We start from the raw sequence: 25,555 nt of genomic DNA, 5'->3' as shown, positions 1-25,555 counted from the left end.
CGCGCATCGATCAAACGTACATCTGCGTGCTGGGAGGCCCTCGTGCGGGAGCCGGTCGATGTCAGACGGCAGCGGATCCTGGCCGCGGTGGAGGCGCGCGGCCAGGCGCGGGTCCGGGATCTCGCCGTGGAGTTGCAGGTCTCGGTGGTGACGGTGCGCCGGGACGTGGAGGAGCTGACCCGCGAGGGCAGGCTGCGCCGCGGACACGGGGTCGTGCACTCGACGCTGCCCGCCCAGGAACTGCCCGGCTCCGACCCGGCGCGCACGGACGGGGACACCGTGGCCGTGGTGGTGCCGGAGCGGCACTCGTACCTGTACGAGACGCTGCACGGCGCCCGCTCGGTGCTGGAGGAGGCCGGGATGCGCGTCGCGCTGCACATCGTGCCGCCCGCGGGCGGAGCCGAGCGCCCCCTGGTGGAGCGGGCGCTCGCCGACGGCGCCCGGGGCCTGCTGCTGGCGCCCCGGTGGCGGACCCCGGCCGTGGAGGAGGCCGACCACGGGTGGCTCGCCGCGCTGGAGGTGCCGGCGGTGCTGATGGAGCGGCGCCCGCGGCCGGGCAGCGCGCTGCACGCGGGGGACTCGGTGTGTTCGGACCACTGGTACGGCGCCCATCTCGCGGTGGAGCACCTGGTGGGGCTCGGCCACCGGCGGATCGTGTTCGCGACGCGCGACGACAGCCCCACCGCGCGCAGCCTGCGGGCCGCCTTCAGGGAGATCGCCGAGGCGCATCCGCTGGTGGAGAGGTGGACGTGGACGCTGAGTTCGCCGGAGGCCGGCCAGGACGGGCCGTACGCGGCGCACGAGACGGCGGACGTGCCGGCACTGCTGCGCGAACTCGGTGCGACGGCGGCGGTGCTGCACAGCGACGTGGACGCGCTGATGGTCGTGCAGCGGCTCGCGGAGGACGGCGTGCGGGTGCCCGAGGACTGCTCGGTGGTGGCCTACGACGACGTCCTGGCGGGCCTGGGCAGTATTCCGCTCACCGCCGTGGCCCCGCCCAAGGCGGAGGTCGGACGGGTGGCCGCGGAGCTGTTGCTCCAGCGGCTGGCGGGCGGGCCCGGCGCCGGGTCGCCGGTGCGCCGCGTCGAGTTGCTGCCCGCCCTGACGGTGCGCGGCTCGACCCGTGGTCCCGCCCCCGTTCCCTCGTGATCGTTTGACCGCTTTATTTTCTTCTGATCGTTCTCTTGACCGTTTGCGGTCGGCGCGATGAGGATTCCCGTGTCCCGAATCGCCGTGTCCCCCGACACGCAGAGCCGCGGGAGGCCCCATGCTCGGTCGGCCCAGTCGCCGGTCCGTGCTCGCCGCGACGGCCGCCGTGCCGCTGTCAGGAGCCGTGAGCGCCTGCAGCGGCTCGTCGGACTCGCCGTCGCGCGGCACCGGAAAGACCGGCACCGGAAAGACCACGCGCGTCACCTTCTGGTCCGCCCTGCGCGGCAGCCAGGAGGTGGTCGACGCCTTCAACAAGACCCACGACCGCGTCCAGGTCGACTTCCAGCAGATCCCCTCCGGAACCCAGGGCGGCTACGCGAAGCTCAGCAACGCCGCCCGGGCCGGCAACGCCCCCGACGTCGCCACCATCGAGTACCCGCAGATACCCGGGTTCGCCATCGACGGTGTCGCCCGGGACATCACCGACCTGGTCGGCGACAGCCTGCGCCGCAAACTGCTGCCGCAGGCGCTCGGGCTGACCACCTTCCAGGGGCGGGTGTTCAGCGTCCCGCTCGACGTCGAGCCCATGGTGATGCACTACCGCACCGACCTGTTCGAACGGTACGGCCTGCGCGTCCCGCGGACCTGGGAGGAGTTCGCCGAACTGGCCCACACCGTGCGCCGCAGGGCGTCCGGCCGGCGGTTGGTGCTCTTCCCCACGGACGGGGGGACCCAGTTCGCCTGCTACTCCTGGCAGGCGGGCGCGCAGTGGTTCGACACCGGCGAGGGCGCCTGGAACGTCTCCCTCGCCGACGCGCCCACCCGGCGCGTGGCGGCGTACTGGCAGCGGCTCATCGACCGCGAGGACGTGTTCGTGAACGCCGTCGAGAGCAGGCAGTCCGACGCGCAGATCGGCGACGGACTGGTGCTCACCCGGCTCAGCGGTGCCTGGGACGCGGGCGCGCAGATGAACGCGCGGCCCGGGCAGAAGGGGCAGTGGCGGATCGCGCCCCTGCCGCAGTGGGACACGAAGAGCCCGTCCGTCGGCACGCACGGCGGTTCCACGTTCGCCGTCACCAAGGACAGCCGGCATCCCGAGGCCGCGATGGAGTTCATCGAGTGGCAGGTGTCCCACCCGGACGCCCTGCGCGCCCGTCTGTCCAGCGGCACCAGCAGCCAGTACCCGGCCGCCTCCGCACTGGTCGCCGTCGGCCGCGAGGCGTTCGACCGCTCCTACTACGGCGGCCAGGACATCTACACGCTCTTCCAGCGGGAGGCCGACAAGATCCGGGACGGCTGGGTGTGGGGGCCGCGGATGACCGCCACGCTGAGGGTGATGCAGGACAACTTCGCCCGCGCCGGCGGCGGTCAGGGCTCCCTCATCGACTCCGTGCGCGCGGCCCAGGACGGCACCATGCCCGACCTCAGGGCCCTCGGCCTGTCCACCACGCAGCACAGCACCTGAGCCGCCCCGAAAGGCAGGTGAACTCCCCCATGACCGCGACCACCCGGCACCCGGTACCGGCCACCGCGCCACCGGCCGCCGCCCCCGCCCCCGCCCCCGCCCCCGCCCACCGTGCCCGCAGGGCGGCCCGCCGCCGTCGACTCGCCGCCTGCGGCGTGCTGATGGCGCCGTTCTTCGCCCTGCTGGTCACCGTCTTCCTGATCCCCGTCGGCACCGCCGTCCACCTGAGCTTCTTCAGCGACGACCAGCCCGGCCTCGGCTTCGGCCCCGAACGCACCGTCTTCGTGGGCCTGCGCAGCTACGTGGCGGTCCTGACCGACCCGACGTTCCTCGGCGGCCTCGGCACCGTCGCCCTGTACTGCCTCCTCTACATCCCGCTCATGGTCGCCGGCGCGCTCGTCCTCGCCCTGCTGCTGGACTCCGGGGTCGTACGGCTGCGCGCCTGGGCGCAGTTGGGGCTGTTCCTGCCGCACGCGGTGCCCGGCATCATCGCGGCGCTGATCTGGCTGTACCTGTACACACCCGGCATCAGCCCGGTCATCGACCTGTTCGCCCGCGCCGACATCACGATCGACTTCCTGGGCGTGCACACCGTCCTCCCGTCCATCGTGAACATCGCCCTGTGGAGCAACCTCGGCTACAACATGGTGGTCTTCTACGCGGCCCTCCAGGCCGTGCCCCGCGAGGTGATCGAGGCCTCCGTCGTGGACGGCGCCGGGCCGGTGCGCACGGCGTTGCAGGTCAAGACGCCGCTGGTGCGCGCCTCGATCGTCATGGTCGCGATGTTCACCCTGATCTGGGCGTTGCAGCTGTTCACCGAGCCGGTGCTGCTCAGCCAGTCCTCACCGATGATCAACTCCCGGTTCTCGCCGAGCATGTACATCTACGACGCGGCGTTCACCCGCAACAACTACAGCCTGGCGGCGGCCGCCTCGGTCGTGCTGCTGCTGTGCACGATCGCCCTGTCCTACGGCGTGACCCGCTGGACCAGCCGCGCCGACGCCCAGGAGGCCCGATGAGCGCCACCGACAGCACCCTGCCGCGTCCGCGACTGCTCGGCCGTACGACGGTCAACGCCGTGGTCGCGCTCTCCGTCCTCTACACCCTGCTGCCGGTGCTGTGGCTGGTGCTCGCCGCGTCCAAGGGCCGGGACGCGCTGTTCGGCAGCGACCTGCTGTCGCTGGGCGACTTCTCCTTCGCGCAGAACCTGCGCGACCTGTTCGCCATGGACGGCGGCCTGTACGGGCGCTGGTACGCCAACAGCCTGCTGTACGCGGTACTCGGGGCCGGAATCGGCGCGCTGGTGAGCGTCGCCTGCGGGTACGCCTTCGACAAGTACCGCTTCCGGCACAAGGAGAAGCTGTTCGGTCTGGTCCTCGCGGCGGTCATGGTGCCGCAGACGGTACTGGCGCTGCCGTTGTACCTGATGGCGTCGGAGGCCGGGCTGGTCAACACCTTCTGGGCGGTGTTCATCCCCGTCCTGTTCAACCCGTTCGGTGTCTACCTGGGCCGGATCTTCAGCCAGGGGTACGTGCCCGACGAGGTGCTGGAGGCGGCGCGCATGGACGGCGCGGGCGAGCTGACCGCCTATGCGCGGGTGGCGCTGCGGATGCTCGGGCCCGGGCTGGTGACCGTGTTCCTGTTTCAGCTCACGGCGATCTGGAACAACTTCTTCCTGCCCATGGTGATGCTGTCCGACCAGGACCTGTATCCCGTGAGCCTCGGCCTGTACCAGTGGAACAGCTCGGCGTCCGTGTCGCCGGAGTACTATCCCGTCGTGATCATGGGTTCGCTGCTCGCCGTGCTGCCGCTGATCCTCGCCTTCGTCCTGCTCCAGCGTTTCTGGCGGGGCGGTCTGACCGCCGGAGCCGTCAAGTGACCGCGTTCCGGCCGCGTGCGGCAGTGGCCATGTCCCAGGAGGCCGCCCGGGCCGTCCTCGATCCCGAGTCCCTGGACGCCCTCGGCCGGATCTGCGACCTCGCCCCGCTCCCGGCCCTGGATGACCTGACCACACCGCGCGCCCGTGACGTGCTCGCCGACGTCGACCTGCTGGTCACCGGCTGGGGCTGCCCGCCGCTGGACGCGGCGGCGCTGCGGGCCGCGCCCCGGCTGCGGGCGGTGGTGCACACCGCGGGCAGCGTGCGCGGCCATGTCACCGACGCCTGCTGGGAGCGCGGCATCGAGGTGTGCTCCGCCGCCGCGGCCAACGCCGTGCCGGTCGCCGAGTACACCCTCGCCATGATCCTGCTCACCGGCAAGCACGTCCTGGAGCGGGCCCGCGACTACCGTGCCTCCCGGCGGCGCGGGGACTGGCTGGGCACTCCGCGCGCCGTCGGCAACTACCGCCGCACCGTGGGCATCCTCTCGGCCTCGCTCGTCGGCCGCCGGGTGATCGAGCTGCTGCGCCCGCACGACGTCGACGTCCTGCTGTACGACCCGTACGTCTCCGCCGCCGACGCGGCCGGACTCGGCGTTCGGCGCGTGGAGTTGGCGGAGCTGTTCGCCCGCTGCGACACCGTCAGCGTGCACACGCCGCTGCTGCCCGCGACCCGTGGACTGGTCAGCCGTGCGCTGATCGACTCGATGCCCGCCGACGCCGTGCTGATCAACACCGCGCGCGGTGCGGTGGTCGACCAGGAGGCGCTCACCGACGCCGTCCAGGACAGTCGCATCCGGGCCGTCCTGGACGTCACCGACCCCGAAGTGCTCCCGCCCGAGCACCCGTTGTGGTCCTGCGACAACGCGCTCATCACTCCCCACCTCGCCGGATCCGAGGGCAACGAGTGGCGCCGGCTGGCCGACCACGCCGTGGCCGAGACCGCGCGCTGGGCCTCCGGCGCCGGGTTCCTGCATCCCGTACGACGCGAAAGGCTGGCGTACCTGGCATGAGCATCCCGTTCGAACTGCCCGTGGACGACCGCGAGTCGAGCCCGTACACCGGCTACACCCGGGCGCACTGGGAAGCGGTGGCGGACGGGCTCCTGACGGCGGCGTGGCGCTGGGCCACGCCCGGCGGCGCGCTGCTCGACCTGCCCGGCCGGCCCTCGCGTTCAGGTGTGCGCTCCGACGGACTGGAGGGGTACGCGCGGACGTTCCTCGCCGCCGCGTTCCGGGTGGCGGGTGCCGGCGGGGACGATCCGCACGGCTGGCTCGACCGCTACGCGCGCGGCCTCACCGCGGGCACCCGCACCCCGGGACGGGACGACGCCGAGTCCTGGCCGCTGATCCTCGATCACGACGTGCAGGGCCAGCCGATGGTCGAGTCGGCGTCGGTCGCGCTCGGGCTGCGGCTGACGGCGCCCTGGCTGTGGAAGCACCTCGACGACGGCGTACGGGACCGGGCCGAGGAGTGGCTGCGCGGGGCGCTGCGGCACACGCCCGCGCCGAACAACTGGTACCTGTTCCCCTTCACGGTGGCCGGTTTCCTGGAGTCCGTGGGCCGTGGCGACGCACAGACCGCGGCCGTGCGGGAGCGCGCGCTGGAGCTGATGGAGACGTGGTACCGGGGCGACGGCTGGTACGCCGACGGCGACGGACGCGCCTTCGACCACTACAACGGCTGGGCCCTGCACCTGTACCCGGTGCTCGACGCGCACCTCGGCGGCGACACCGAACTCGCCGCCCGCTACGGTCCCCGGCTGCGCGCCCACCTCGACGGCTTCGCGCTGACGTTCGGCGCGGACGGGGCGCCGCTGCACTTCGGCCGGTCCCTGTCGTACCGGTTCGCCGCCTCGGCGGCCGTGGGCCTGGGCGCCCTGACCGGGGACACGCCGCTGTCCCCCGGCACCTCCCGGCGGCTGGCGAGCGGCAGCCTGCGCTACTTCCTGGAGCGCGGGGCGCTGACCGGTGACGGACTGCTGAGTCTGGGCTGGTACGGCCCGCACGAGGCGACGCTCCAGTCCTACTCGGGCCCGGCGTCCCCGTACTGGGCGTCGAAGGCGTTCGTTTCGCTGCTGGCGCCCGCCGGCCATCCGCTGTGGACGTCCCGGGAGGAGGCGGCGCCGGTCGAGGAGGCCGACCGGGTGCTGTCCCTGCCGGCGCCGGGGCTGCTGGTGCAGGCGACGCGGGCCGACGGGATCGTACGGCTGCACAACCACGGCAGCGACCATGTGCGCCCGCACGAGGGGGAGGCACCGGAGGGCGACGATCCGCACTACGGGCGCCAGGCGTACTCGACCCGGACCGGGCCGACCGCGGCTGGGAACGTGGCCGACAACCACCTGTCCGTGGAGGTGGACGGGCGGCGCAGCGTACGGCGGCGGATCCACCCGCTCGGCGCGGGACACGGCGACGGCTGGGGCTGGGCGGCGTCGTGGCACCGGCCGGTCTTCACCGGCGGGCCGCCGATGGTGCCGGGGCTGCGGGTGGAGAGCGTGACGGTGGCGCACGGGCGGTACGAGCTGCGGGTGCACCGGGTGGTCGGGGCTCCGGCCGGCGCCCGGGTGACGCAGACCGGGTGGGCCACCGGGCCCGAGGAGGACCTGGTCTCGGCGTTGCACGGTCTGCACGGCTGGAGCGGGTCCGCCGAACCGGCCCGCGCGCCGCAGGGCACCGCGTACACGCGCTGGGCGCGGGTGCCGAGGCTGGTGGGCCGGGCCGGGGGCACCACGGTGCACGTCGGTCTCGCGACGTTGACCGGCGAGGCGGTGACGGACGGTCCGGGCGAGGCGGTCACGTCCGTGGCCGTCGAGGGCGCCGAGGTCGAGGTCGTGTGGGCCGGTGGCGGGGCGCGGACGCGGATCGCGTTCGATCCGGTGCGGGTGTCGCACGAGGCGGGATAGCGCCGCGTCGTGCGGCCCCGTCAGGTCGTGCGGCACCCGTCAGGACACCTCACTCGGCGTCGGGCGCCTTGATGATCTTGCCGTTCTCGTCGACGGTGTGGGTGTTCCAGTAGGTGTCCCACTTGTCGCCGACGTGCTCGGGGACCTTGCCCTCGGGGTAGCGGACGTACCCCTTGGGCGGCTCCTCGCCGTCGGACACGCACGCGCTGCCGGTGCTGCCCACCGCCAGGACCGGGTACTCTCCGCCTCCGCAGCTCGCGTCCTCGGTCGAGCAGCCGACCAGCAGCGCGGCGCTCGCGGCGGCCAGCGCCAGGGCCCATACGGGCCGCATCGCGGCGGACATCCGGTGAACTCGCTCGTTGTCACGCACAGTTGACTCCCCCTGAGTGGCTTGTGGGACCAGCCTGCGGGAAGCCGGTGGATCATTCATGAGTACGCGTACTCATGATTCGCGGATCGGCCTACCCAGGCGGGCGGGCGGCCGTCGCGTGCCGCCAGGACGGGGCGGCGCCCAAGCACCGGCCCCCGCCGATCGTTGTCATGATCATGGCGTATCAGAGTTTCCCGTCCCTTGTCACGCTGTGACACACCAGTGGCTCCGCGCACTCACCTCCGGCAAACGCCACCCCGATCCGCCCGGTCCTCCCCTCTGTCGCTGCCATATTCGAAGGCGATTCCGGAGGTGCTTGTGACGACTGAGGCGACAACGTCCGAGGCACGACAGACCGCGCAGTCAGTACCCGACCGCACCGCCGACCGGATCGCCGACCTGGAACGGCGCCGGGCGGGAGCGGTGGCCCCGGGCGGGCCGAGAAGACGGGGGGAGTTCAGCGCCCGGGAGCGGATCGAACGGCTGCTGGACCCCGGCACGTTCACCGAGACGGGACTGTTCGTCCGGGCCCGCTTCGCCGGGGACGGGGCCCGCCGGCCCTACGGCGACGGGGTGGTCACCGGGACCGGCACCGTCGACGGCCGCCCCGTCTGCGTGTTCGCGCAGGACTCCACCGTCTTCGGCGGCAGCATGGGCGAGGCGTTCGGCGAGAAGACCCTCGCCCTCATGGACCTCGCCCTCAAGACCGGCTGCCCGGTGATCGGGCTCAACGACGGCGGCGGCGCGCGCATCCAGGAGGGCGTCACCTCGCTCGCCCTGTACGCCGAACTGGTCCGCCGCAACGTGCAGGCGTCCGGGGTGATCCCGCAGATCTCGGTGGTGCTGGGCCCGTGCGCGGGCGGGGCCGCCTACTCGCCGGCGATCACCGACTTCACGGTGATGGTGGACGGCGCCTCGCACATGTTCGTCACCGGCCCCGACGTGATCGAGACGGTCACCGGCGAACGCACCACCGCCGAGGAACTGGGCGGCGCGCACACCAGCAACTCCGTCAACGGCAACGCCCACTTCCTCGCCGCCGACGAGGAGGAGGCCCTCGACACCGTCCGCGACCTGCTGTCCTACCTGCCGGCCAACAACCTGGAGCGGCCTCCGGAGTACGCGCCCGCGCTGCCCGCCGACGACGCCGTGCCGCTCGACGAGGTCGTCCCCGACCGGCTCGGGCAGGCGTACGACATGCGGGACGTGCTGCGGGCGGTCGTCGACGACGGCGAACTCCTCGACGTGCAGGAGCTGTTCGCACCGAACATCATCTGTGCCCTGGCCCGGGTCGAGGGCCGCTCGGTCGGCGTCGTCGCCAGCCAGCCGCTGCACTCCGCCGGGGTCCTCGACATCGACGCCTCCGAGAAGGCCGCGCGGTTCGTGCGGTTCTGCGACGCGTTCGGCATCCCGCTGCTGACCTTCGCCGACGTCCCCGGCTACCTCTCCGGGGTCCGTCAGGAGCACGGCGGCATCATCCGCCGCGGCGCCAAACTGCTGTACGCGTACGCCGAGGCGACCGTGCCCAAGGTCACCGTGGTGGTGCGCAAGGCCTACGGCGGCGGGTACGCCGTGATGGGCTCCAAGCACCTGGGCGCCGACGTCAACCTCGCCTGGCCCACCGCCCGGATCGCCGTCATGGGCGCCGAGGGCGCCGTGAGCCTGCTGCACCGGCGCGAACTGGCCGCCGCCGCCGACCCCGAGGCACTGCGGGCACGGCTCGTGGCCGGCTACGAGAGCACCTACGGCACCCCCTACCTCGCCGCCGAACGTGGCTACGTGGACGCCGTCATCGCCCCCCGCGAGACCCGTGACCAGATCTGCCGCGCCCTGCGCTCCCTGCACGGCAAACGCGCCCCGATGCCGCAGCGGCGGCACGGCAACATCCCGCTCTGACCCGCCCGGCCCCCACCGGACCGCCCCCGACCCGCGCCCCCCGCAAGCCACCTCCCCGCGACCTGAGGAGCCCCTCCCCCCATGGACAGCCGCCGTCCCCCGCTCGCGCCCCCGTGCCGGACCCTGCCGGACCTCGTGCGGCACTGGGCCGGGACCACCCCCGACCGCCGGGCGTTCACCTACGTCGACCACCCCGCCCCGCACTCGCGCGGCGTGCACCGCACCCTGACCTGGCGGCGCCTGGACGTGCGCGTACGGGCGCTGGCCGCCCGGCTCGCCGAGGAGGCCGAACCGGGCGCGCGGGTCGCGCTGTTGTGCCCGCAGGGCACGGAGTACGTCACCGGGTTCCTGGCGACGCTGGCGGCCGGCCTGGTCGCCGTACCGCTGTATCCGCCGAGCCTACCCGGGCACGCCGACCGGCTGGCGGGCGTGCTGGCCGACGCGGCGCCGACGGTCGTGGTGACCACGAGCCGCGCCCGGGCGGAGGTCCGGGACTTCTGCGACCGCGACACGGTACGGGTCGTCGCCGCGGACGACGTCCCCGACTCCGCCGCCGACACCTGGCAGCCGGTACCGGTGGACGAGCGGGCGACCGCCTACCTCCAGTACACCTCCGGTTCGACGCGGGCCCCGGCCGGCGTCGAGATCACCCACGGCAACGTCGTCGCCAACGCCCGGCAGGCGCTGTCGGCCTACGGCGCCGACGCGCACCCGGTGACCTGTGTGGGCTGGCTGCCGCTCTACCACGACATGGGGCTGGTGCTCAGCATCGCCGCCCCCGTCGTGCGCGGGACACTGTCGGTGCTCATGGACCCGGCCGCGTTCCTGCACCAGCCGGTGCGCTGGCTGCGGCTGCTCGCCGCGCATCCGCGCGCGCTCAGTGCCGCGCCCAACTTCGCCTACGACTACTGCTCCTCCGCCGTCACCGCCGAGCAGAAGGCGGATCTGCGCCTCGACGGCGTCGCCGCGCTGATCAACGGCAGCGAGCCGGTCCGCCCCGGCACCGCCGACCGGTTCCACGAGGCCTTCGCCGAGCAGGGGCTCGCGCCGGAGACCCACTGCCCGTCGTACGGGCTCGCCGAGGCCACCGTGTTCGTCAGTGCCGCCCGGCCCGGTGAGCCGCTCCGCCGGTTCGCGCTCGACCGGGACGCCCTGGCCGCGGGCAAGGCGCTGCCCGCCCGGCCCGACGACCCCCGGGCGGTGCTGCTGGCCGGCTGCGGCGCCCCCGCGGGCCAGCTCCTGCGCGTCACCGACCCGGCGACCGGTGCCGTGCTGTCCGAGGGGGAGATCGGGGAGATCCGGGTGCAGGGTCCCAACGTCGGCCGCGGCTACTGGAACCGGGAGGCCGACACCCGGCGCGTCTTCCGCGCCGGGACCGCCGGGACCGCTGGGACCGCTGGGACCGCCACGGACGGCTCCGCCGCCACGGACGGCCACGGCGGGTGGCTGCGCACGGGCGACCTGGGGACCGTGCTGGACGGGCAGCTGGTCGTCACCGGGCGGCTGAAGGACCTCATCGTCGTCGACGGGCGCAACCACTACCCGCAGGACGTCGAGGGCACGGTCCAGGACACGCACCCGGCGGTGCGCCGCGACCGGCTCGCCGCGTTCTCCGTGCCGGGCCCGGCCGGCGAGCGGGTCGTGGTCGTGGCCGAGCACGGACGGTCCACCAGCCTGGCCGAACTCGACGTACCGGCGCTGGTGCGGGCGGTACGCGGGGCCGTCTCCTCCCGGCACGGGCTGCGGCTCGCCGACGTGGTGCTGGTGCCCCCGGGGACCGTGCCGCGTACGTCCAGCGGCAAGGTGTCCCGGGCGCTGACCCGGGCCCGGTACCTGGAGGGCGCCTACAGTGCGGCCGCCGGGGCGTCGGAGGTCGCGGGATGAGCACCGTCGGTGAGGCCGCGCTGCGCCGTCTGATCGCCGAGCGGGTGGCCGCCTGGAACGACATGCCCGTCGGCTCCGTCCCGATGGACCGGCCGCTCGCCGACCTCGGCATGGCCTCGCGGGACGCGGTCGCCCTGGCCGGGGAGCTGTCGCGGGCTCTGGGCCGCGAACTGCCGTCGACGCTGCTGTGGGAGACGCCGACCGGCGACGCCCTGGTGGCACGTCTGTGCGCGGTGACGGAGGAGGGCGGTCCGGCGGCGGAGAGCCGTCCGCCGCGTCCGGTCGTCGACGTGCCGCCCGGGGAGCCCGTCGCGGTGATCGGGGTCGGCTGCCGGCTGCCGGGCGGAGTGCACGGCCCGGACGACTTCTGGCGGCTGCTGGGCGAGGGCGGCGACGCGATCCGGCGGGTGCCCGAGGACAGGTGGCGGGACTTCACCGCGTTCCCGCCGGCCGGCGCGCCCGCCTACGGCGGCTATCTCGACGACGTCGCCGGATTCGACGCGGACTTCTTCCACATCACCCCGCGCGAGGCCGCCGTGATGGATCCGCAGCAGCGGATCCTCCTGGAGGTCGTGCACGAGGCCCTCGCGCACGCCGCCGTCCCGGCGGCCTCCCTCGCCGGCACCGCCACCGGCGTCTTCGTCGGGATCTCCGCGCCCGAGTACGGGCAGCTGACCGGCGCCGACCCGGCCACCGTGGACCCCTGGGCCCCGGCCGGGGCGGCCCTCAGCGTGGCCGCCGGCCGACTGGCGTACGTCCTGGACACGCGCGGGCCGAGCATGGCCGTGGACACCGCCTGCTCCTCCTCGCTGGTCGCCGTGCACCACGCCTGCGTCAGCCTGCGCACCGGCGAGAGCGACACGGCGATCGCCGCCGGGGTCAACGTGCTGCTCTCCCCCACCGTCACCATGGCGTTCCAGCGGGCGGGGGCGCTCGCGCCGGACGGGCGGTGCAAGCCGTTCTCGGCGACGGCCGACGGCATCGGCCGCGGCGAGGGCTGCGCGGCCGTGGTGCTGAAGCGGCTGTCGGACGCCGAGCGGGACGGCGACCGCGTGCTCGCGGTCGTCCGGGCGACCGCCGTCAACTCCGACGGCCGTTCGGGCGGCCTCATGGCCCCCAACCCGGCCGCCCAGCGTGCGGTGCTGAGCACCGCGTACACACGGGCCGGCCTCGCTCCGGAGGCCGTCGACTACGTGGAGGCCCACGGCACCGGCACCCCGCTCGGCGACCCGATCGAGGCGGGCGCGCTCGACGCCGTGCTCGGCCGGGACCGCGACCCGGACCAGCCGCTGCTGCTCGGCTCCGTGAAGGGCAACCTCGGCCATCTGGAGTCGGCCGCGGGCATCGCCGGCCTGGTGAAGACCGTCCTCGCCCTCCACCACGACCGCCTTCCGCCCTCCCTGCACTGCGCGGACGGCAGCGCGCTGGGCGAGGCACGGCTGCGGGTGGTGACGGAGGCCGAACCGTGGCCCCGCTACGGCGGCACGGCCACCGCCGGGGTGTCCGGCTTCGGGTTCGGCGGCACCAACGCCCACGCGGTCCTGGAGGAATGGCAGCCGGGAAGCCCGCTGCCCGACGGGGGCGGGGAGCCCGCCGCCCATCTGTTCCCGCTGTCCGACGTCGACGCCGAACGCGTCCGCGACACCGCGGCCCGGATCGGCGACTGGCTGCGCACGGGCAGGGGCCGCACCGCTCGCCCGGCCGACGTGGCGCGCACCCTCGCCGGGCGCACCGGCCGCGGGCGGGTACGGGCCGCCGTCACGGCCCGCGACCGCGACGAACTCGCCGACGCGCTGGACGCGTTGGCCGGGCAGCGGATCCACCCGCGGGTCGTCGAGGGCGAGGGCGACCGGATCGGACGCGGCCCGGTGTGGGTGTTCTCCGGGTACGGCGGTCAGTGGGCCGGCATGGGCAGACGGCTGCTGGCCGAGGAGCCCGCGTTCGCCGCCGCCGTGGAGAAGCTCGATCCGCAGCTGGCCGCCGAGTGCGGGCTGTCGCTGTACGACCACCTGGCGTCCGGCGGCGGCCTGGACCGCCTGGAGGTCGCCCAGCCCGTGCTGTTCGGCGTCCAGGTGGCGCTCGCCGAGCTGTGGCGGTCCCGTGGGGCCGAACCGGCGGCGGTGATCGGGCACTCCATGGGCGAGGTGGCCGCCGCCGTGTGCGCGGGCGCCCTGGACGTGCCGGACGCGGCCCGGGTGGTCGCCGTACGGGCCCGGCTGCTCAGCGGGCTGAGCGGCGGCGCGATGGCCGTGGTCGACCTGGAGGACACCGAACTGGACGAACTGCGACGCGACTTCCCCGGGGTGCACGTCGCCGTGCACTCCTCGCCCCGGCACAAGGTCGTCACCGGTGAGGAGCCGGAGGTGACCCGGCTCGTACGGCGGCTGGAGGAGCGGGGGCGGGCCGCCCGGGCCATGCGGGTGGTCGGCGCCGGGCACTCGCCGCAGGTGGACCCGCTGCTGCCGGAGCTGACCGAGGCGCTGGCCGGGCTGCGGGGCCGTCCACCGCGGGTTCCCGTCTACTCCACCGTCCTGGACGACCCGCGCGGGGAGTGCGTCTTCGACACCGCCCACTGGGCCGCCAACCTGCGGCGGCCGGTGCGCCTGGACCGCGCGGTCGCGGCGGCGGCGGCGGACGGGCACACCGCCTTCGTCGAGATCTCGCCCCACCCGGTGCTCACCCGGGCGGTCACCGACTCCGTCCCGGACGCGCTCGTCGTCCACACCCTGCGCCGGGACGCGGACGACTCCGCCACGTTCGTGACCCAGCTCGCCACCCTGTACACGGCGGGCCTGCGCCTGCCGCTCCCGGCCGGCCGGGTGGTCGACGTGCCCGCGCCGCGCTGGCGGCACACGCGGCACTGGTGGACCGACGGGGGCCGCGACCGCCCCGCCGGGCCGGCGGCCGCACCCGCTCCCGCGCCCCGCCCGGAGACGGCCGCGGCACGGCCCGGCTCCGTCCTGGCCCGGCTGACGCACCACATCGCCGCCGTCACCGGGCACACGCCGGCCCGGATCACGCCCGCCACGGCGTGGGCGGACCTCGGCCTGGACTCGCTCATGGCCGTCCGGATCCGCACGGCCGTGGAGCGCGAGTTCGGCATCGAGCTGCCGCTGCGGGACCTGCTGGCCGCCGCGACCGTCGACGAGGCGGCCGACCGCATCGGGCAGGCGCTGCCGGCCCGGACCACGGAGGAGGACTCCCCGGTGCGGGTGCTGCGCGCCACCGGCTCGCGCCCCCCGCTCTTCCTCTTCCACGCCGCCGGCGGCTCCACCGACGTCTACCGGCGCCTCGCCGAACGACTCGGGGACGACCGACCGGTGTACGGGCTGGAGCGGATGGAGGAGGCGCGCACGGTGACGGAGAAGGCCCGTCGCTGCGCCGAGGCCATCACCGCGATCCATCCCGACGGGCCCTGTCTGCTGGGCGGCTGGTCCTTCGGCGGCTTCGTCGCCCAGGAGACCGCGCGGCAGCTGACGGCCGCCGGGCGGACCGTCGACCTGGTGGTCCTCATCGACTCCGTACGCCCCCTCCCCCAGCCCGGCCGCACACCGGACGACCGGATCCGCGCCCACCTCACGGGCTTCGCCCGGCACGTCGCCGACGCCTACGGTGCCCGCCTGGACCTGCCGTACGACGAGCTGGTGGCCCTGGACGACGACGGTGAGCGCATCGACGCCGTGCTGCGGGCCGTGCGCGAGGCCGTCGACGTGCCGCCCGCCGCGCTGGAGCACCAGCGGGCCTCCTACCTCGACCTGCGGACCGGTGAGGCCCACCGGCCGGGCCGCCACGACGGCCGGGTGATCCTGTACCGGGCGGGCGAGCCCGCGCCGCACACCGTGCGCGACCCGGCGTACGAGCGCGACGACGAGGCGCTGGGCTGGGACGAGGTGTGCCCGCGGCTGGAGGTCGTCCCGGTGCGCGGACACCATCTGTCGCTGCTCGATCCGCCGCACGTCGACGAGATCGCCGTACATCTGCGCCGGGCGCTCGCCGGACCGGCCCGCTGACGCGGACCGCGAACGGCCCGGCCGCACCAGCGAGTCCGAGCAGGAACCCCCTAGGAGCCGCCATGTACCACCGCCCCACTCCCGTCTCCCGGCGTGCCGTCACCAAGGCGGCGGCCGCCGCCGGTCTGGCCGCCCTGTTCGGAGCCGGGGCCGCCACCGGCAGCGCCCGGGCCGCGACCCGGCTCGGGCCGCGCACCCTGGACGTGTCCGTGCCCTCCGCCGCGCTCGGCCGCAGCGCGCCCGTGCGGCTCATCCTGCCGTCGGGGTTCGGCACGCGGCCGGGCCGGACGTATCCCGTGCTGTACCTGCTGCACGGCGCCCACGACGACTACACGTCCTGGACGCGGGAGACCGGCATCGAGGCGTTCACCGAGGGCCGCGACCTGATCGTGGCGATGCCGGACGGCGGGCCCACCGGGATCCCGACCGCCTGGCGCGACGGACCCGACTACGAGACGTTCCAGCTGACGGAGGTCCACGCGCTGCTGCGCCGCGACTACCGGGCCTCCGGCACCCGGGCCGTCGCCGGGGTCTCGACCGGCGGCTACGGGGCGATGGCGCACGCCGCCCGGCACCCCGGTGTGTTCGCCGCCGCGGCCTCCTACAGCGGCATCCTCGACACCACCGCGCCCGGTGTCCCCCTGATCGTGGACGCCATCGTGGCCCGGGAGAACCTGTCGCCCCGCGCCCTGTGGGGCAACCCGGTGTTGAACCTCCTCACCTGGCGCGACTTCAACCCGCGCGCCCGCGCCGCGGGGCTGCGGGGCACCGCCCTGTACGTCTCCAGCGGCAGCGGCCTCGCGGGCGGCAGCGGTGATCTGCTGCCCGAGGCGCTGGAGAGCGCGCTGTGGCCCTCCGCGCACCTGTTCACCGCCGCGCTGGCCCGCCTGGGCATTCCGGTGACCACGCACCTCTACTCCGGGGGAGGCCACGACTGGCCTTTCTGGAAGCGGGAGTTCACGGCATCGTGGCCGATGCTCGCCCGTGCGCTGGGGCTGCCCGAGTGATGTCGGAGCCATGGGGGCACGGAACGGAGCGCAGGGGACGTCCGTCCAACACGGGACGTCCCACTCGCCTCACGGGAAACAACCCGCGGGTGAGTCGCTTCCGGGTGAAAGGAGTGTCCGCGATGGCTTTTCCCGCCCCGCACGGCGGCCTGGCCGGCCCAGAAGCCGCACCGGTACCGCCCGAACTGGCCAAACTGCTGCGCGACCAACTGGCGACGGTCGCCGACGAGGTGGAGGAGGAGGTCCGCCGGCAGGTACCCGAGTACGCGCGACCGGCCGACGGGACCTACCGGGAGAACATCAGAGCCGGCGTGGTGCAGGCGCTGACCCTGTTCGTCGACCACATCGCCGACCCGCGCGGCCGGGGCGACGCCATCGCCGCGACGTACTACGAACTGGGCCGCGGTGAGGCCCTGGAAGGCCGCAGCCTGGACGCGTTGCAGTCGGCGCTGCGGGTCGGCGGCCTGCACGCCTGGCGGCTGATGGGCCGTACGGCCGAGACGCTCGGGCTGGACTCGGCGGCCGTGACCGCGCTCGGCGAGCTGGCCTTCCGGACCGTGCACGAGGTCGCGGAGGCGGCGGCGGCCGGTTACGCGGAGGCCCGGCTGCGCAGCACGGACGAGCTGGAACGGCGGCGCCGGCGTCTGCTGGACCTGCTGCTGGGCGAGGGGCCGGTGTCCCTGGAAGCCGTGCACGATCTGGCGCACGGTGCCCGCTGGTCGGTGCCGCGGCAGGTGGCCGTGGTCGCCCTCGCGGCCGGCCAGGAGCAGCGCGAGGAGGACCGGCCGCTGGCCGCGGCGGGCGCGCTGGTGGACATGGCGTCCCGGCCGCCGCGCATGCTGGTCCCCGATCCGGACGGCTCCGGCCGGTTCGGCCGGGCGTTCGCCCTCGCGCTGCGGGGCCGGCCGGCCGCGATCGGCCCGACGGTGCCGCTCACCGAGGCGGCCCGGTCGCTGCACTGGGCCACCCGGGCGCTGGGGCTGATGGGCCGGGGGATCCTTCCCCGGCAGGGCGTGGTGCACTGCGCCGACCACCTGTCGACGCTGCTGCTGCACGGCGACGAGCCGCTGCTGGCGCAGTTGCGGGCGCGGGTCCTCGGCCCCCTCGACTCCGTGTCGGCGGGGCAGCGTCCCCGGCTCGCGGAGACCCTGCTGGCCTGGCTGCTCAGCGGCAGCAACGTCCCGGACGTCGCCGCACGTCTGCACGTGCACCCGCAGACGGTCCGCTACCGCCTGCGGCAGCTGGAGAAGCTGTTCGGTGACGCCCTGCACGAGCCGGACACCCGCCTGGACCTCGTGCTGGCATTGCGTGCCGAGGCATTGCGGGAGCAGGTGCCGGACAGCCGATGAAATAACTTTCGAGGACGATGCTCACGGGAGCACAAAAAGCCGCGGCAATTCCATAATCCACTGCATAACATTCCGCCAGGCAAGCGAATACGGTCGGGACCGTTCCACTTAGCAGGCGCATCACGCGCCCCGCACGCGGAGGATTCCCCATGCGTATCCGCTTGTGCCTCGCCGCGCTTTCACTGGCCGGCGGGGCCGGACTGGCGACTGTCTCGGCCCCCACCGCAACAGCCGCTCCCTGCACCGACGTCGAGGTCGTCTCGGCGCGCGGCACCTTCGAGCCGGGCACACTCGGCTTCATCGTCGGCGACCCGGTGTATTCCGAACTCCGGAAGAAAATCACCGGCAAAACCCTGTCCAGCTATCGCGTGGACTATCCGGCGAACCTTTCCCTGACGTCGGCCGCGCAGGGCAACCGGGATCTCGTCAACCACGTCACGAGCCAGGCGGCACAATGCCCGAACCAGCGCTTCATTCTGGTGGGGTATTCGCAGGGCGCGAACGTCGTGGACAACTCGATCGGCATCAGCAGCGCGGGGGCGGTGGTCGGCAGCCCGATCGTCGCCACCCTCCCCGCCGCGGTGGAGCCGAAGGTCGCCGCCGTGCTGCTGTTCGGCAACCCGATCCGGGCGCTCGGCAAGAGCGTCACCGGCGTCTACCAGAGCCGCACACTCGACATCTGCGCGGACGGCGACCCCGTCTGCGAGGGCGGCGGGGGTGACACGGGGGCCCACCTGAGCTACCGCGACAACGCCGCGGAGGCGGCCACGTTCGCCGCCGGCAGGGTCTGAGCCGTCGAGGAGCCGCACAAGCCGGTGGGCCCGGGAGGTGACGATCACCTCCCGGGCCCACCGTGTGTGCGGGAACGTGCGGAACCCTGCGGGGACTCCTACTCGGGCGAGCGGGCGAACCGCGCGAGGTTGTGGGAGACGGGCTCGGGCCGCCCGTTGTTCTGGACGGGCGCGGCGGTCAGGACGTCGAGATGCTGGTAGCCCTCGGCGACGACCGGGTCCAGATCGGCCGGGACGCGGCCCGCCAGCAGTCCGTCGCCCGCCAGCACGGTGAGCGTCGGGTTGGCGGTGAGCCCCTCGGGGTGCACCACCAGCCGCTTCACCTGCGGTGACGTCGACAGCTGGATGTCGGTGACCAGCTTGGTCGGGAAGTACTGCTCGGTGAAGTCCAGTGGCTGCTCGGCCATGCTGCGGGCCAGCTCCTGGATGTCGGTGACCTCCTTGGCGGCCGAGGTGAACGGCGTGCCGTCGGCGGAACGGTGTCCGGGGTCGTCGGGGTCGCCGACCCGGTCGTAGTTGCGCCAGGTGTACAGCGGACCGTTCGGCTGGGCGGGGATGGCCTTGTACTCGGTGCCGAACAGGCCTGGCCGGTCGTCGCCGCCGTTGGCGGCGGGGAAGTTCTTGTCGGCGACCGGGCCGCCGTCGAAGAAGCCCACGCTGCTCTGCAGGAAGGCCAGCGGGACGGAGTGGTCGTCCATGAAGGTGCCCAGGAGCGCCTCGTTGGTGAGCCGGAAGTCCTCCAGCGCGGGTGTGCCGCTGAGGAAGGTCGCGGCGTCCCTGGAGAACAGGAAACGGTTGGTGGTCCGGATGTTGGCGTTGGCGGGCAGGTAGCGGGGCAGGTCGGCCTCGGCGCCGGGGGCCTGGACCGCGCCCAGGCCCGCGATGGCGAGGACGGTCATGGTCTCCGGGTTGAGCAGCACCGGCGCCGACAGGGAGCGGGGCAGCAGACCGCTGTCGAGGCCCGCCTGCACCGCGCCGTGTCCGAGGCCGATGTCGGGCAGGTTGGTGTCGTCCGGGATGCTGCCGCTGAGGTCACCCAGGGAGGTCGAGACGGTGGTGTCGAGGGCGAAGTAGCCGGCGCACTGGTTGTACCCGGCGTCCGCGGTGGTGGCCCGGTCGCCGTCGAAGTCTGCGGCCGCGAAGTACCCGGTGATCACTCCGCCCAGCGAGTGGCCGCCGCACAGGACCTTGTCCTTGCGCAGGGACGGGTCGGGGAGTTCGGCGGCGAGCAGGTCGTACTCGTCGCGGACGGTCTGTTCGATGCCGAGCCTCGCCATCCAGCCCAGCCGGTCGTTGCCGACGTATCCGGCGAAGGTGCGGCCGGCGACCTGCTTGCCGCGGTAGTAGTAGTCGACGGCGGTGTGCTGGTCGCCGGAGGCGATGCCGGTGCGGTCCTCCAGACAGTTGGACCGCCGGTCCAGGGCCCAGAACTCGATGTGACTGCCCTGCTCGGCGGCCCGGGCCACGGTGCTGCGAGCGACACTGTCGAAGGCCCCGGCGCCCTCCAGGATGCCCGGCTGGGCGACGAGGATCCTGTCCGCGTCGGCCGAGGCGGCCGGGCCGTCGGCGGAGCGGTAGCGCAGGTACGACAGCCAGTCGCACGCCGCCGGACGGGCCCCGAAGGACGTCGGCAGCGGCACCTTCACCCGCACCATCGATTCGGTCACGCCGTCGGCCGGCGCCGTCGTGCGCACCGGTGTCTCGGTCCGCACGTCCTGTGCCTGAGCTCCCGGGGTGACGGCTGTCAGCGCCCCCGCGGTCAGCAGCACCGCCGTCGCGCCGCTTCGCCACGTTCTCTTTCTGCTGCGACTCGTCTTCATAGCGGGACGGTAGGGCGCGGGGCGCCGTCCGCTCAGGCGGTGCTCACAGGAATTCAGCTCTCCGGATCGCCGTTTGTCACCGGATGACACAGAACCCGGCGGAGGACACAGAACAACGGGACCCCGTCCGATGGACGGGGTCCCGTCAGAGCTTTCTCAGTGTGACGCTCGGTGCCTGATGAACGCTCAGTGCTTGAAGGTGTCCTTCGCCTTCTCCTTGGCCTGACGCGCGTCGCCCTTCGACTGCGCGGCGCGGCCCTCGGCTTCCATCCGCTCGTTGCCCACCGTGCGGCCGATCGCCTCCTTGGCCTTTCCCTTGGCCTGTTCCTTCTTCGCCTTGGCCTTCTGGTCTCCGGCCACGCTCCATCACTCCAAGTCGTAGTCGACTCCGGTGTCACCACGGCGGGTAACCGTGTGCGCGATTTCCAAACCGGGCGACGAATTCCGCTTCCCTTCCCGGGAAGCCGGAAGCCGTACCTTTCCGGCCCACGGGCCCCGGGCGGCCCATGAGCGAGCAGGAGGCGACGGGATGATGTTCGACGGCTTCCGTGCCACGACGATCGATGTCGGCGAGGCCTCGATCTTCGTGCGGTACGGCGGACAGGGCCCGCCGCTCCTGTTGCTGCACGGTCACCCCCGCACCTCGGCGACCTGGCATCGGGTCGCGCCGCGGCTGGTCGCGCGCGGCTTCACGGTCGTCTGCCCGGACCTGCGGGGATACGGCCGCTCGCGCGGGCCCGAGCCCACCCCGGACCACACCGCCCACTCCAAGCGCGCCGTCGCCGGGGACATGGCGCGGGTGATGCGGGCACTCGGACACGACCGGTTCGGGGTGGCCGGACACGACCGGGGTGCCCCGGTCGCCCTGCGCCTGACCCTGGACCACCCCGAGGCCGTGTCACGGGTGGCCTTCCTGGACGGCCTGCCGCTGACGGAGCACCTGTCGCGCGTCGACGCGCGGTTCGCCACGCAGTGGTGGCACTGGTTCTTCTTCGCCCAGCCGGAGATCCCGGAACGGGTCATCACCGCCGATCCCGACAGCTGGTACCGGGGTGACCCGCGGGAGATGGGCCAGGAGAACCACGACGAGTGGCGCGCCGCCACCCGCGATCCCCGCGTGGTGCGCGCCATGCTGGAGGACTATCGCGCGGGCCTCACCGTCGACGCGCGGGACGAGGAGGCCGACCGGGCCGCGGGCGTCCGGATCCGGTGCCCCGCCCTGGTGCTGTGGTCGCTGCGGGACGACCTGGAGCAGCTCTACGGCGATCCGGTGGCCATCTGGCGCGACTGGGCCGACGACGTACGCGGACACGGGATCGACTCCGGGCACCACGTGGCGGAGCAGGCTCCCGGGCCGCTGGCCGACGCCCTGGCGGAGTTCTTCACCGGCTGAGTCGCGGCGGCCCGCCGCCGGTGGCGGCGGGCCGTCGCGCTGGTGACGCCGGTACGGCACCGGTGCGCAGGAGTCGAGAAGGAGACCCTCATGAACGTGTCGCCTCCTGTCCTGGCCGCGGCGCTGACCGTGGCGGCGCTGTCCGCCGGCTCCGCGCACGCCGCCGTGCCGTCGGCCCCCGGTCCCACCGTCCGCGGTGCCGCGCACGCACCGGCCGACATCTCCGCCGCGGAGTGCGTGCAGGGGGGCGGCATGATCATCGTCACGGCGGACGGGCAGGGCGCGAACTCGTACACCGTGCGCTGCCAGGGCGGGACCCACGACGGCGAGACGATCATCTGAGACCGTCACGGGGCACCGCCCCGGCCTGGTCAGCGAGTGGCGAGGAACTCGAGCGTGTCGATCACCCGGTTGGAGAAGCCCCACTCGTTGTCGTACCAGGCGACGACCTTGACGTGGCGGCCGTCGACGCGGGTGAGGGCCGAGTCGAAGATCGACGAGGCGGGATTGCCCACGATGTCCGAGGAGACGAGCGGGTCGTCCGAGTACTCGAGGACGCCGGCGAGCGGCCCCTGCGCCGCGGCGCGGTAGGCCGCCAGCACGTCGTCGCGCGTCACGTCACGGGCGACGGCCGTGTTGAGCTCGACGATCGAGCCCACCGGCACCGGCACGCGGATCGAGTCGCCCGACAGCTTGCCGTCCAGGTTCGGCAGCACCAGGCCGATCGCCTTGGCGGCGCCGGTCGTGGTCGGCACGATGTTGACGCCGGCGGCCCGGGCGCGACGGGCGTCGCGGTGCGGACCGTCCTGGAGGTTCTGCTCCTGCGTGTAGGCGTGCACGGTCGTCATGAAGCCGTGTTCGATACCGGCGAGGTCGTCCAGCACCTTGGCCAGCGGCGCGAGCGCGTTGGTGGTGCAGGAGGCGTTCGAGACGACCGTGTGCACGGCCGGGTCGTAGGCGTCGGTGTTGACCCCGAACGCGAGCGTGACGTCGGCGCCGTCCGACGGCGCGCCGACGAGCACCTTCTTCGCGCCCGCGTCGAGGTGGGCCCGGGCGGCCTCGGCCGAGGTGAAGCGGCCGGTGGCCTCCAGGACGATGTCGACGCCGAGTTCCGCCCACGGCAGCCGCGCCGGTTCGCGCTCGGCCAGCACCGTGATCCGACGGCCGTCGACGACGAGGGCGTCCCCGTCCACGGTCACCGGGCGCCCGAGCCGGCCGGCCGTGCTGTCGTAGGCGAGCAGCCGGGCGAGAGCGGCGGGCTCCGTCAGGTCGTTGACGGCGACGAGTTCGAGGGCGCTGCCGCGCTCCAGCAGTGCCCGCACCACAGTGCGTCCGATGCGGCCGAATCCGTTGATGGCGATACGAGTCATGAGTGAGTCCCTTCCCTTCGCCACCAGGCTCGCCCGCGGCTCCCGCCGCTGACAGTGGCGGGATCGCCACGGTTCACGAGGATCCCGCCACGCGGTGCCGGGCCCGGGTCACTCGCCCCGGGTGAAGGTGCGCCGGTACTCGCTCGGTGTGGTGCCGAGGATGCGCTGGAAGTGCAGGCGCAGGTTCGCGCCGGTGCCGAGCCCGACGTCGGCGGCGATCTGTTCGACACCGCGCTGCGACCGTTCGAGCAGTTCGCGGGCGAGGTCGACGCGGGCACGCATCACCCACTGCATCGGTGTGCAGCCGGTCTCCTCGACGAAGCGGCGGGAGAACGTGCGCGGCGAGACCCCCGCCTGCCGCGCCAGTAGGTCGAGGGTGAGGGGCTCGCCGAGCCGGCGCAGCGCCCACTCGCGGGTGGCGGCGAACCGCTCGCCGAGCGGCTCGGGGACGCTGCGCGGCACGTACTGGGCCTGGCCGCCGCTGCGGTAGGGGGCGGCGACCAGGCGCCGGGCCGCGTGGTTGGACGCCGCCACTCCGAGGTCGCCGCGCAGGATGTGCAGGCACAGGTCGATGCCGGAGGCGGCGCCGGCCGAGGTGAGCACGCTGCCCTCGTCGACGAACAGCACGTTCTCGTCGACCTGGACGAGCGGATGTCTGGCCATGAGTGCCCGCGTGTAGTGCCAGTGCGTCGTGGCACGCCTGCCGTCGAGCAGGCCCGTGGCGGCGAGCGCGAAGGCGCCCGTCGAGATGGCGGCGAGCCGCGCGCCCCGGTCGTGGGCGGCGATCAGGGCGTCGACGACGGCCCGCGGCGGGTCGTCACGGTCCGGGAACCGGTAGCCGGGGACGAAGACGATGTCGGCCCAGGCGAGCGCGTCGAGACCATGGGCGACGGAGTACGCGAGGCCGTCGCCGCCGGTCACGAGCCCGGGTGTCGCCCCGCACACCCGCACCTCGTACGGCATGCTCGCGCGGGTCGTGAACACCTGAGCGGGAATGCCGACGTCGAGCGGCTTCGCACCTTCGAGCACCAGGACGGCGACGCGATGCGGGCGGGGTGCGGGCACAGGAAGAGGTTACGTGGGGCGTGACGTCGATGAGCACCGCGCGGACCGGGCGGACGACACCGGCCGGGCCGTCTTCCAGTGCGGTCCACCGCCCGTCGCGCCCGTCGCCGGCGGAGACACTCGGAGCCCGGCACGGACGCCGGCCGGCGGGCTCAGCACAGCACGCGCAGTGCCCCGGGCAGTACCTTCACGGTGACGGGCAGGACGGCGTCGACCTCGCCGTCGGCGCCGTAGGGCACCGGGCGGTCCGCCTCGACACGGATCTCCCTGCCCCGCAGGACGTGTACCTCGGGACGGCGCACGTGGGTACCGGACCGCAGCTCGTTCATCAGGGCGAAGAACAGCCGGCGCGGTGCCTCGCGGATCAGCACGACGTCCAGCAGGCCGTCGTCGAGGCGGGCGTCGGGGGCGATGAGGCGGCCGGAGCCGTAGTAGCCGGAGTTGGCGGCCACCACCGTGTAGCCGGTGTGCGGGTGTTCCTCCCCGTCGACGGTGACCCGGTAGCGCGCCGGCCGCCAGGTGGCGACCGCCCGGAGGCCGCCCGCGTAGTAGGAGGCGGTGCCGCGCAGGAGGCGCGCGTGGTTGGCGTGGCGGTTGGCCACCGCGTCGACGCCGGCGTACACGCTGCCGAGCACGACCACGTGGTCGTGGAACGCGGAACGCACCTCGATGGTGTCCACCGGACGGGGCGCGTGGTGCAGCAGGATGCGGGCCAGGGCGTCCGGGTCGGTGGGCAGTCCCAGCGCCCGGGCGAAGTCGTTGCCGCGGCCGGCCGGGACGATCCCGAACAGGGCGCCGGTGCCGCTGAGGGCTCCGCCGATCCGGCCGGTGATCCCGTCGCCGCCGACGGCGAGGACCGCCTTTCCCCGCTCCCCCGCCTGCCGGGCGAGGTCCTGGGCGTGGCCGAGGCTGCGGCTGTACTCGGTGTCCAGCCCGGCACCCGCCTCCCGCAGCAGCCGTGCCACCGCGAGCAGGGCCGCGGCGCCGGCGGAGCCACCCGCGGTGGGGTTGACGACGGCGGTGAACTGTCGCATGCGGATGCCTCCGGGGCTGACGGGGTCGAGGGCCGGTGATGGGAGCGGGAGCGGGGGTGGGCGGAGGTGGGGAAGGGGCGGGCTGTCGGGGCGAAGGGGCGTGGGGCCGGTTCGCGGCGTGGGCGTGGGGCCGGTTCGCGGCGTGGGCGTGCGGGCCCTGGGATCGTAGGG

At 74.0% G+C, this 25,555-nt stretch carries 20 protein-coding genes; 14 read left to right on the top strand and 6 right to left on the bottom strand.

The features are described 5' to 3' along the window. Positions 1 to 42 precede the first annotated feature (42 nt). The 6 genes from QQS16_RS37615 (at position 43) to QQS16_RS37590 (ending at position 7,395) form a co-directional block, all read left to right on the top strand. Entirely contained in the window at positions 43 to 1,149 is a 1,107-nt protein-coding gene (locus tag QQS16_RS37615) for a substrate-binding domain-containing protein (RefSeq protein WP_286067024.1), read from the top strand. A 118-nt stretch (positions 1,150 to 1,267) separates the two neighbouring features. Further along, positions 1,268 to 2,614, top strand: coding sequence for an ABC transporter substrate-binding protein (locus QQS16_RS37610; protein ID WP_286067022.1), 1,347 nt, complete (start codon positions 1,268 to 1,270; stop codon positions 2,612 to 2,614). A gap of 29 nt (positions 2,615 to 2,643) precedes the next feature. After that, positions 2,644 to 3,633 (top strand): carbohydrate ABC transporter permease, encoded by a 990-nt coding sequence (locus QQS16_RS37605; protein ID WP_286067021.1) that lies wholly within the window; start codon positions 2,644 to 2,646, stop codon positions 3,631 to 3,633. After that, positions 3,630 to 4,493, top strand: coding sequence for a carbohydrate ABC transporter permease (locus QQS16_RS37600; RefSeq protein WP_286067020.1), 864 nt, complete (start codon positions 3,630 to 3,632; stop codon positions 4,491 to 4,493). The genes QQS16_RS37605 and QQS16_RS37600 overlap by 4 nt, the downstream gene beginning before the upstream one ends. Positions 4,494 to 4,522: 29 nt before the next feature. Beyond that, positions 4,523 to 5,503, top strand: a complete 981-nt coding sequence (locus QQS16_RS37595; RefSeq protein ID WP_286068109.1) for a hydroxyacid dehydrogenase — start codon at positions 4,523 to 4,525, stop codon at positions 5,501 to 5,503. After that, the gene (locus QQS16_RS37590) at positions 5,500 to 7,395 is read left to right on the top strand and encodes a DUF2264 domain-containing protein (RefSeq protein ID WP_286067019.1); all 1,896 of its coding nucleotides are present in this window, start codon (positions 5,500 to 5,502) and stop codon (positions 7,393 to 7,395) included. Before QQS16_RS37595 ends, QQS16_RS37590 begins: the two co-directional genes overlap by 4 nt. A 49-nt stretch (positions 7,396 to 7,444) precedes the next feature. On the opposite strand, the gene QQS16_RS37585 is transcribed toward QQS16_RS37590, so the two are convergent. Then, positions 7,445 to 7,738 (bottom strand): SCO0607 family lipoprotein, encoded by a 294-nt coding sequence (locus QQS16_RS37585; protein ID WP_286068108.1) that lies wholly within the window; start codon positions 7,736 to 7,738, stop codon positions 7,445 to 7,447. 345 nt (positions 7,739 to 8,083) lie between these two features. Here QQS16_RS37585 and QQS16_RS37580 point away from each other — a divergent pair, with 345 nt between their 5' ends. From QQS16_RS37580 to QQS16_RS37555, 6 genes are all read left to right on the top strand, one after another. Next, positions 8,084 to 9,661, top strand: a complete 1,578-nt coding sequence (locus QQS16_RS37580) for an acyl-CoA carboxylase subunit beta (protein ID WP_502963955.1) — start codon at positions 8,084 to 8,086, stop codon at positions 9,659 to 9,661. Positions 9,662 to 9,742: 81 nt separating this feature from the next. After that, on the top strand, positions 9,743 to 11,545 hold the full coding sequence (locus tag QQS16_RS37575; RefSeq protein WP_286067016.1) for a fatty acyl-AMP ligase: 1,803 nt from the start codon (positions 9,743 to 9,745) through the stop codon (positions 11,543 to 11,545). Continuing rightward, entirely contained in the window at positions 11,542 to 15,555 is a 4,014-nt protein-coding gene (locus tag QQS16_RS37570) for a type I polyketide synthase (protein WP_286067014.1), read from the top strand. Before QQS16_RS37575 ends, QQS16_RS37570 begins: the two co-directional genes overlap by 4 nt. Positions 15,556 to 15,617: 62 nt before the next feature. Next, a complete protein-coding gene (locus QQS16_RS37565; protein WP_286067012.1) occupies positions 15,618 to 16,562 on the top strand; it encodes an alpha/beta hydrolase in 945 nt (314 codons plus the stop codon). 122 nt (positions 16,563 to 16,684) lie between these two features. Beyond that, on the top strand, positions 16,685 to 17,911 hold the full coding sequence (locus QQS16_RS37560) for a PucR family transcriptional regulator (protein ID WP_286067011.1): 1,227 nt from the start codon (positions 16,685 to 16,687) through the stop codon (positions 17,909 to 17,911). Between the two features lie 149 nt (positions 17,912 to 18,060). Continuing rightward, positions 18,061 to 18,702, top strand: a complete 642-nt coding sequence (locus QQS16_RS37555) for a cutinase family protein (RefSeq protein WP_286067010.1) — start codon at positions 18,061 to 18,063, stop codon at positions 18,700 to 18,702. A 98-nt stretch (positions 18,703 to 18,800) separates the two neighbouring features. Here the strand turns inward: QQS16_RS37555 and QQS16_RS37550 are convergent, their stop codons facing one another. Further along, on the bottom strand, positions 18,801 to 20,522 hold the full coding sequence (locus QQS16_RS37550; RefSeq protein ID WP_286067009.1) for a hypothetical protein: 1,722 nt from the start codon (positions 20,520 to 20,522) through the stop codon (positions 18,801 to 18,803). 186 nt (positions 20,523 to 20,708) lie between these two features. Further along, positions 20,709 to 20,882 (bottom strand): CsbD family protein, encoded by a 174-nt coding sequence (locus tag QQS16_RS37545; protein ID WP_286067008.1) that lies wholly within the window; start codon positions 20,880 to 20,882, stop codon positions 20,709 to 20,711. Between the two features lie 172 nt (positions 20,883 to 21,054). Between QQS16_RS37545 and QQS16_RS37540 the strand changes: the two genes are divergently transcribed. Beyond that, positions 21,055 to 21,915 (top strand): alpha/beta fold hydrolase, encoded by an 861-nt coding sequence (locus tag QQS16_RS37540; protein ID WP_286068107.1) that lies wholly within the window; start codon positions 21,055 to 21,057, stop codon positions 21,913 to 21,915. Positions 21,916 to 22,005: 90 nt separating this feature from the next. Continuing rightward, on the top strand, positions 22,006 to 22,257 hold the full coding sequence (locus QQS16_RS37535) for a hypothetical protein (protein WP_286067007.1): 252 nt from the start codon (positions 22,006 to 22,008) through the stop codon (positions 22,255 to 22,257). Between the two features lie 29 nt (positions 22,258 to 22,286). Here the strand turns inward: QQS16_RS37535 and gap are convergent, their stop codons facing one another. From gap to QQS16_RS37520, 3 genes are all read right to left on the bottom strand, one after another. After that, positions 22,287 to 23,285, bottom strand: coding sequence for a type I glyceraldehyde-3-phosphate dehydrogenase (gene gap, locus QQS16_RS37530; protein WP_286067006.1), 999 nt, complete (start codon positions 23,283 to 23,285; stop codon positions 22,287 to 22,289). Positions 23,286 to 23,393: 108 nt separating this feature from the next. Continuing rightward, on the bottom strand, positions 23,394 to 24,350 hold the full coding sequence (locus QQS16_RS37525) for a GlxA family transcriptional regulator (protein ID WP_286067005.1): 957 nt from the start codon (positions 24,348 to 24,350) through the stop codon (positions 23,394 to 23,396). 152 nt (positions 24,351 to 24,502) lie between these two features. Continuing rightward, on the bottom strand, positions 24,503 to 25,384 hold the full coding sequence (locus tag QQS16_RS37520; protein ID WP_286067004.1) for a YegS/Rv2252/BmrU family lipid kinase: 882 nt from the start codon (positions 25,382 to 25,384) through the stop codon (positions 24,503 to 24,505). Positions 25,385 to 25,555: the final 171 nt, after the last annotated feature.

Origin of the sequence: Streptomyces sp. ALI-76-A, assembly GCF_030287445.1 — a bacterium.
Classification (GTDB): Bacteria; Actinomycetota; Actinomycetes; order Streptomycetales; family Streptomycetaceae; genus Streptomyces.
Note: the sequence above shows the minus strand (reverse complement) of the source record. Positions and strands in the feature narration are given on the sequence as shown.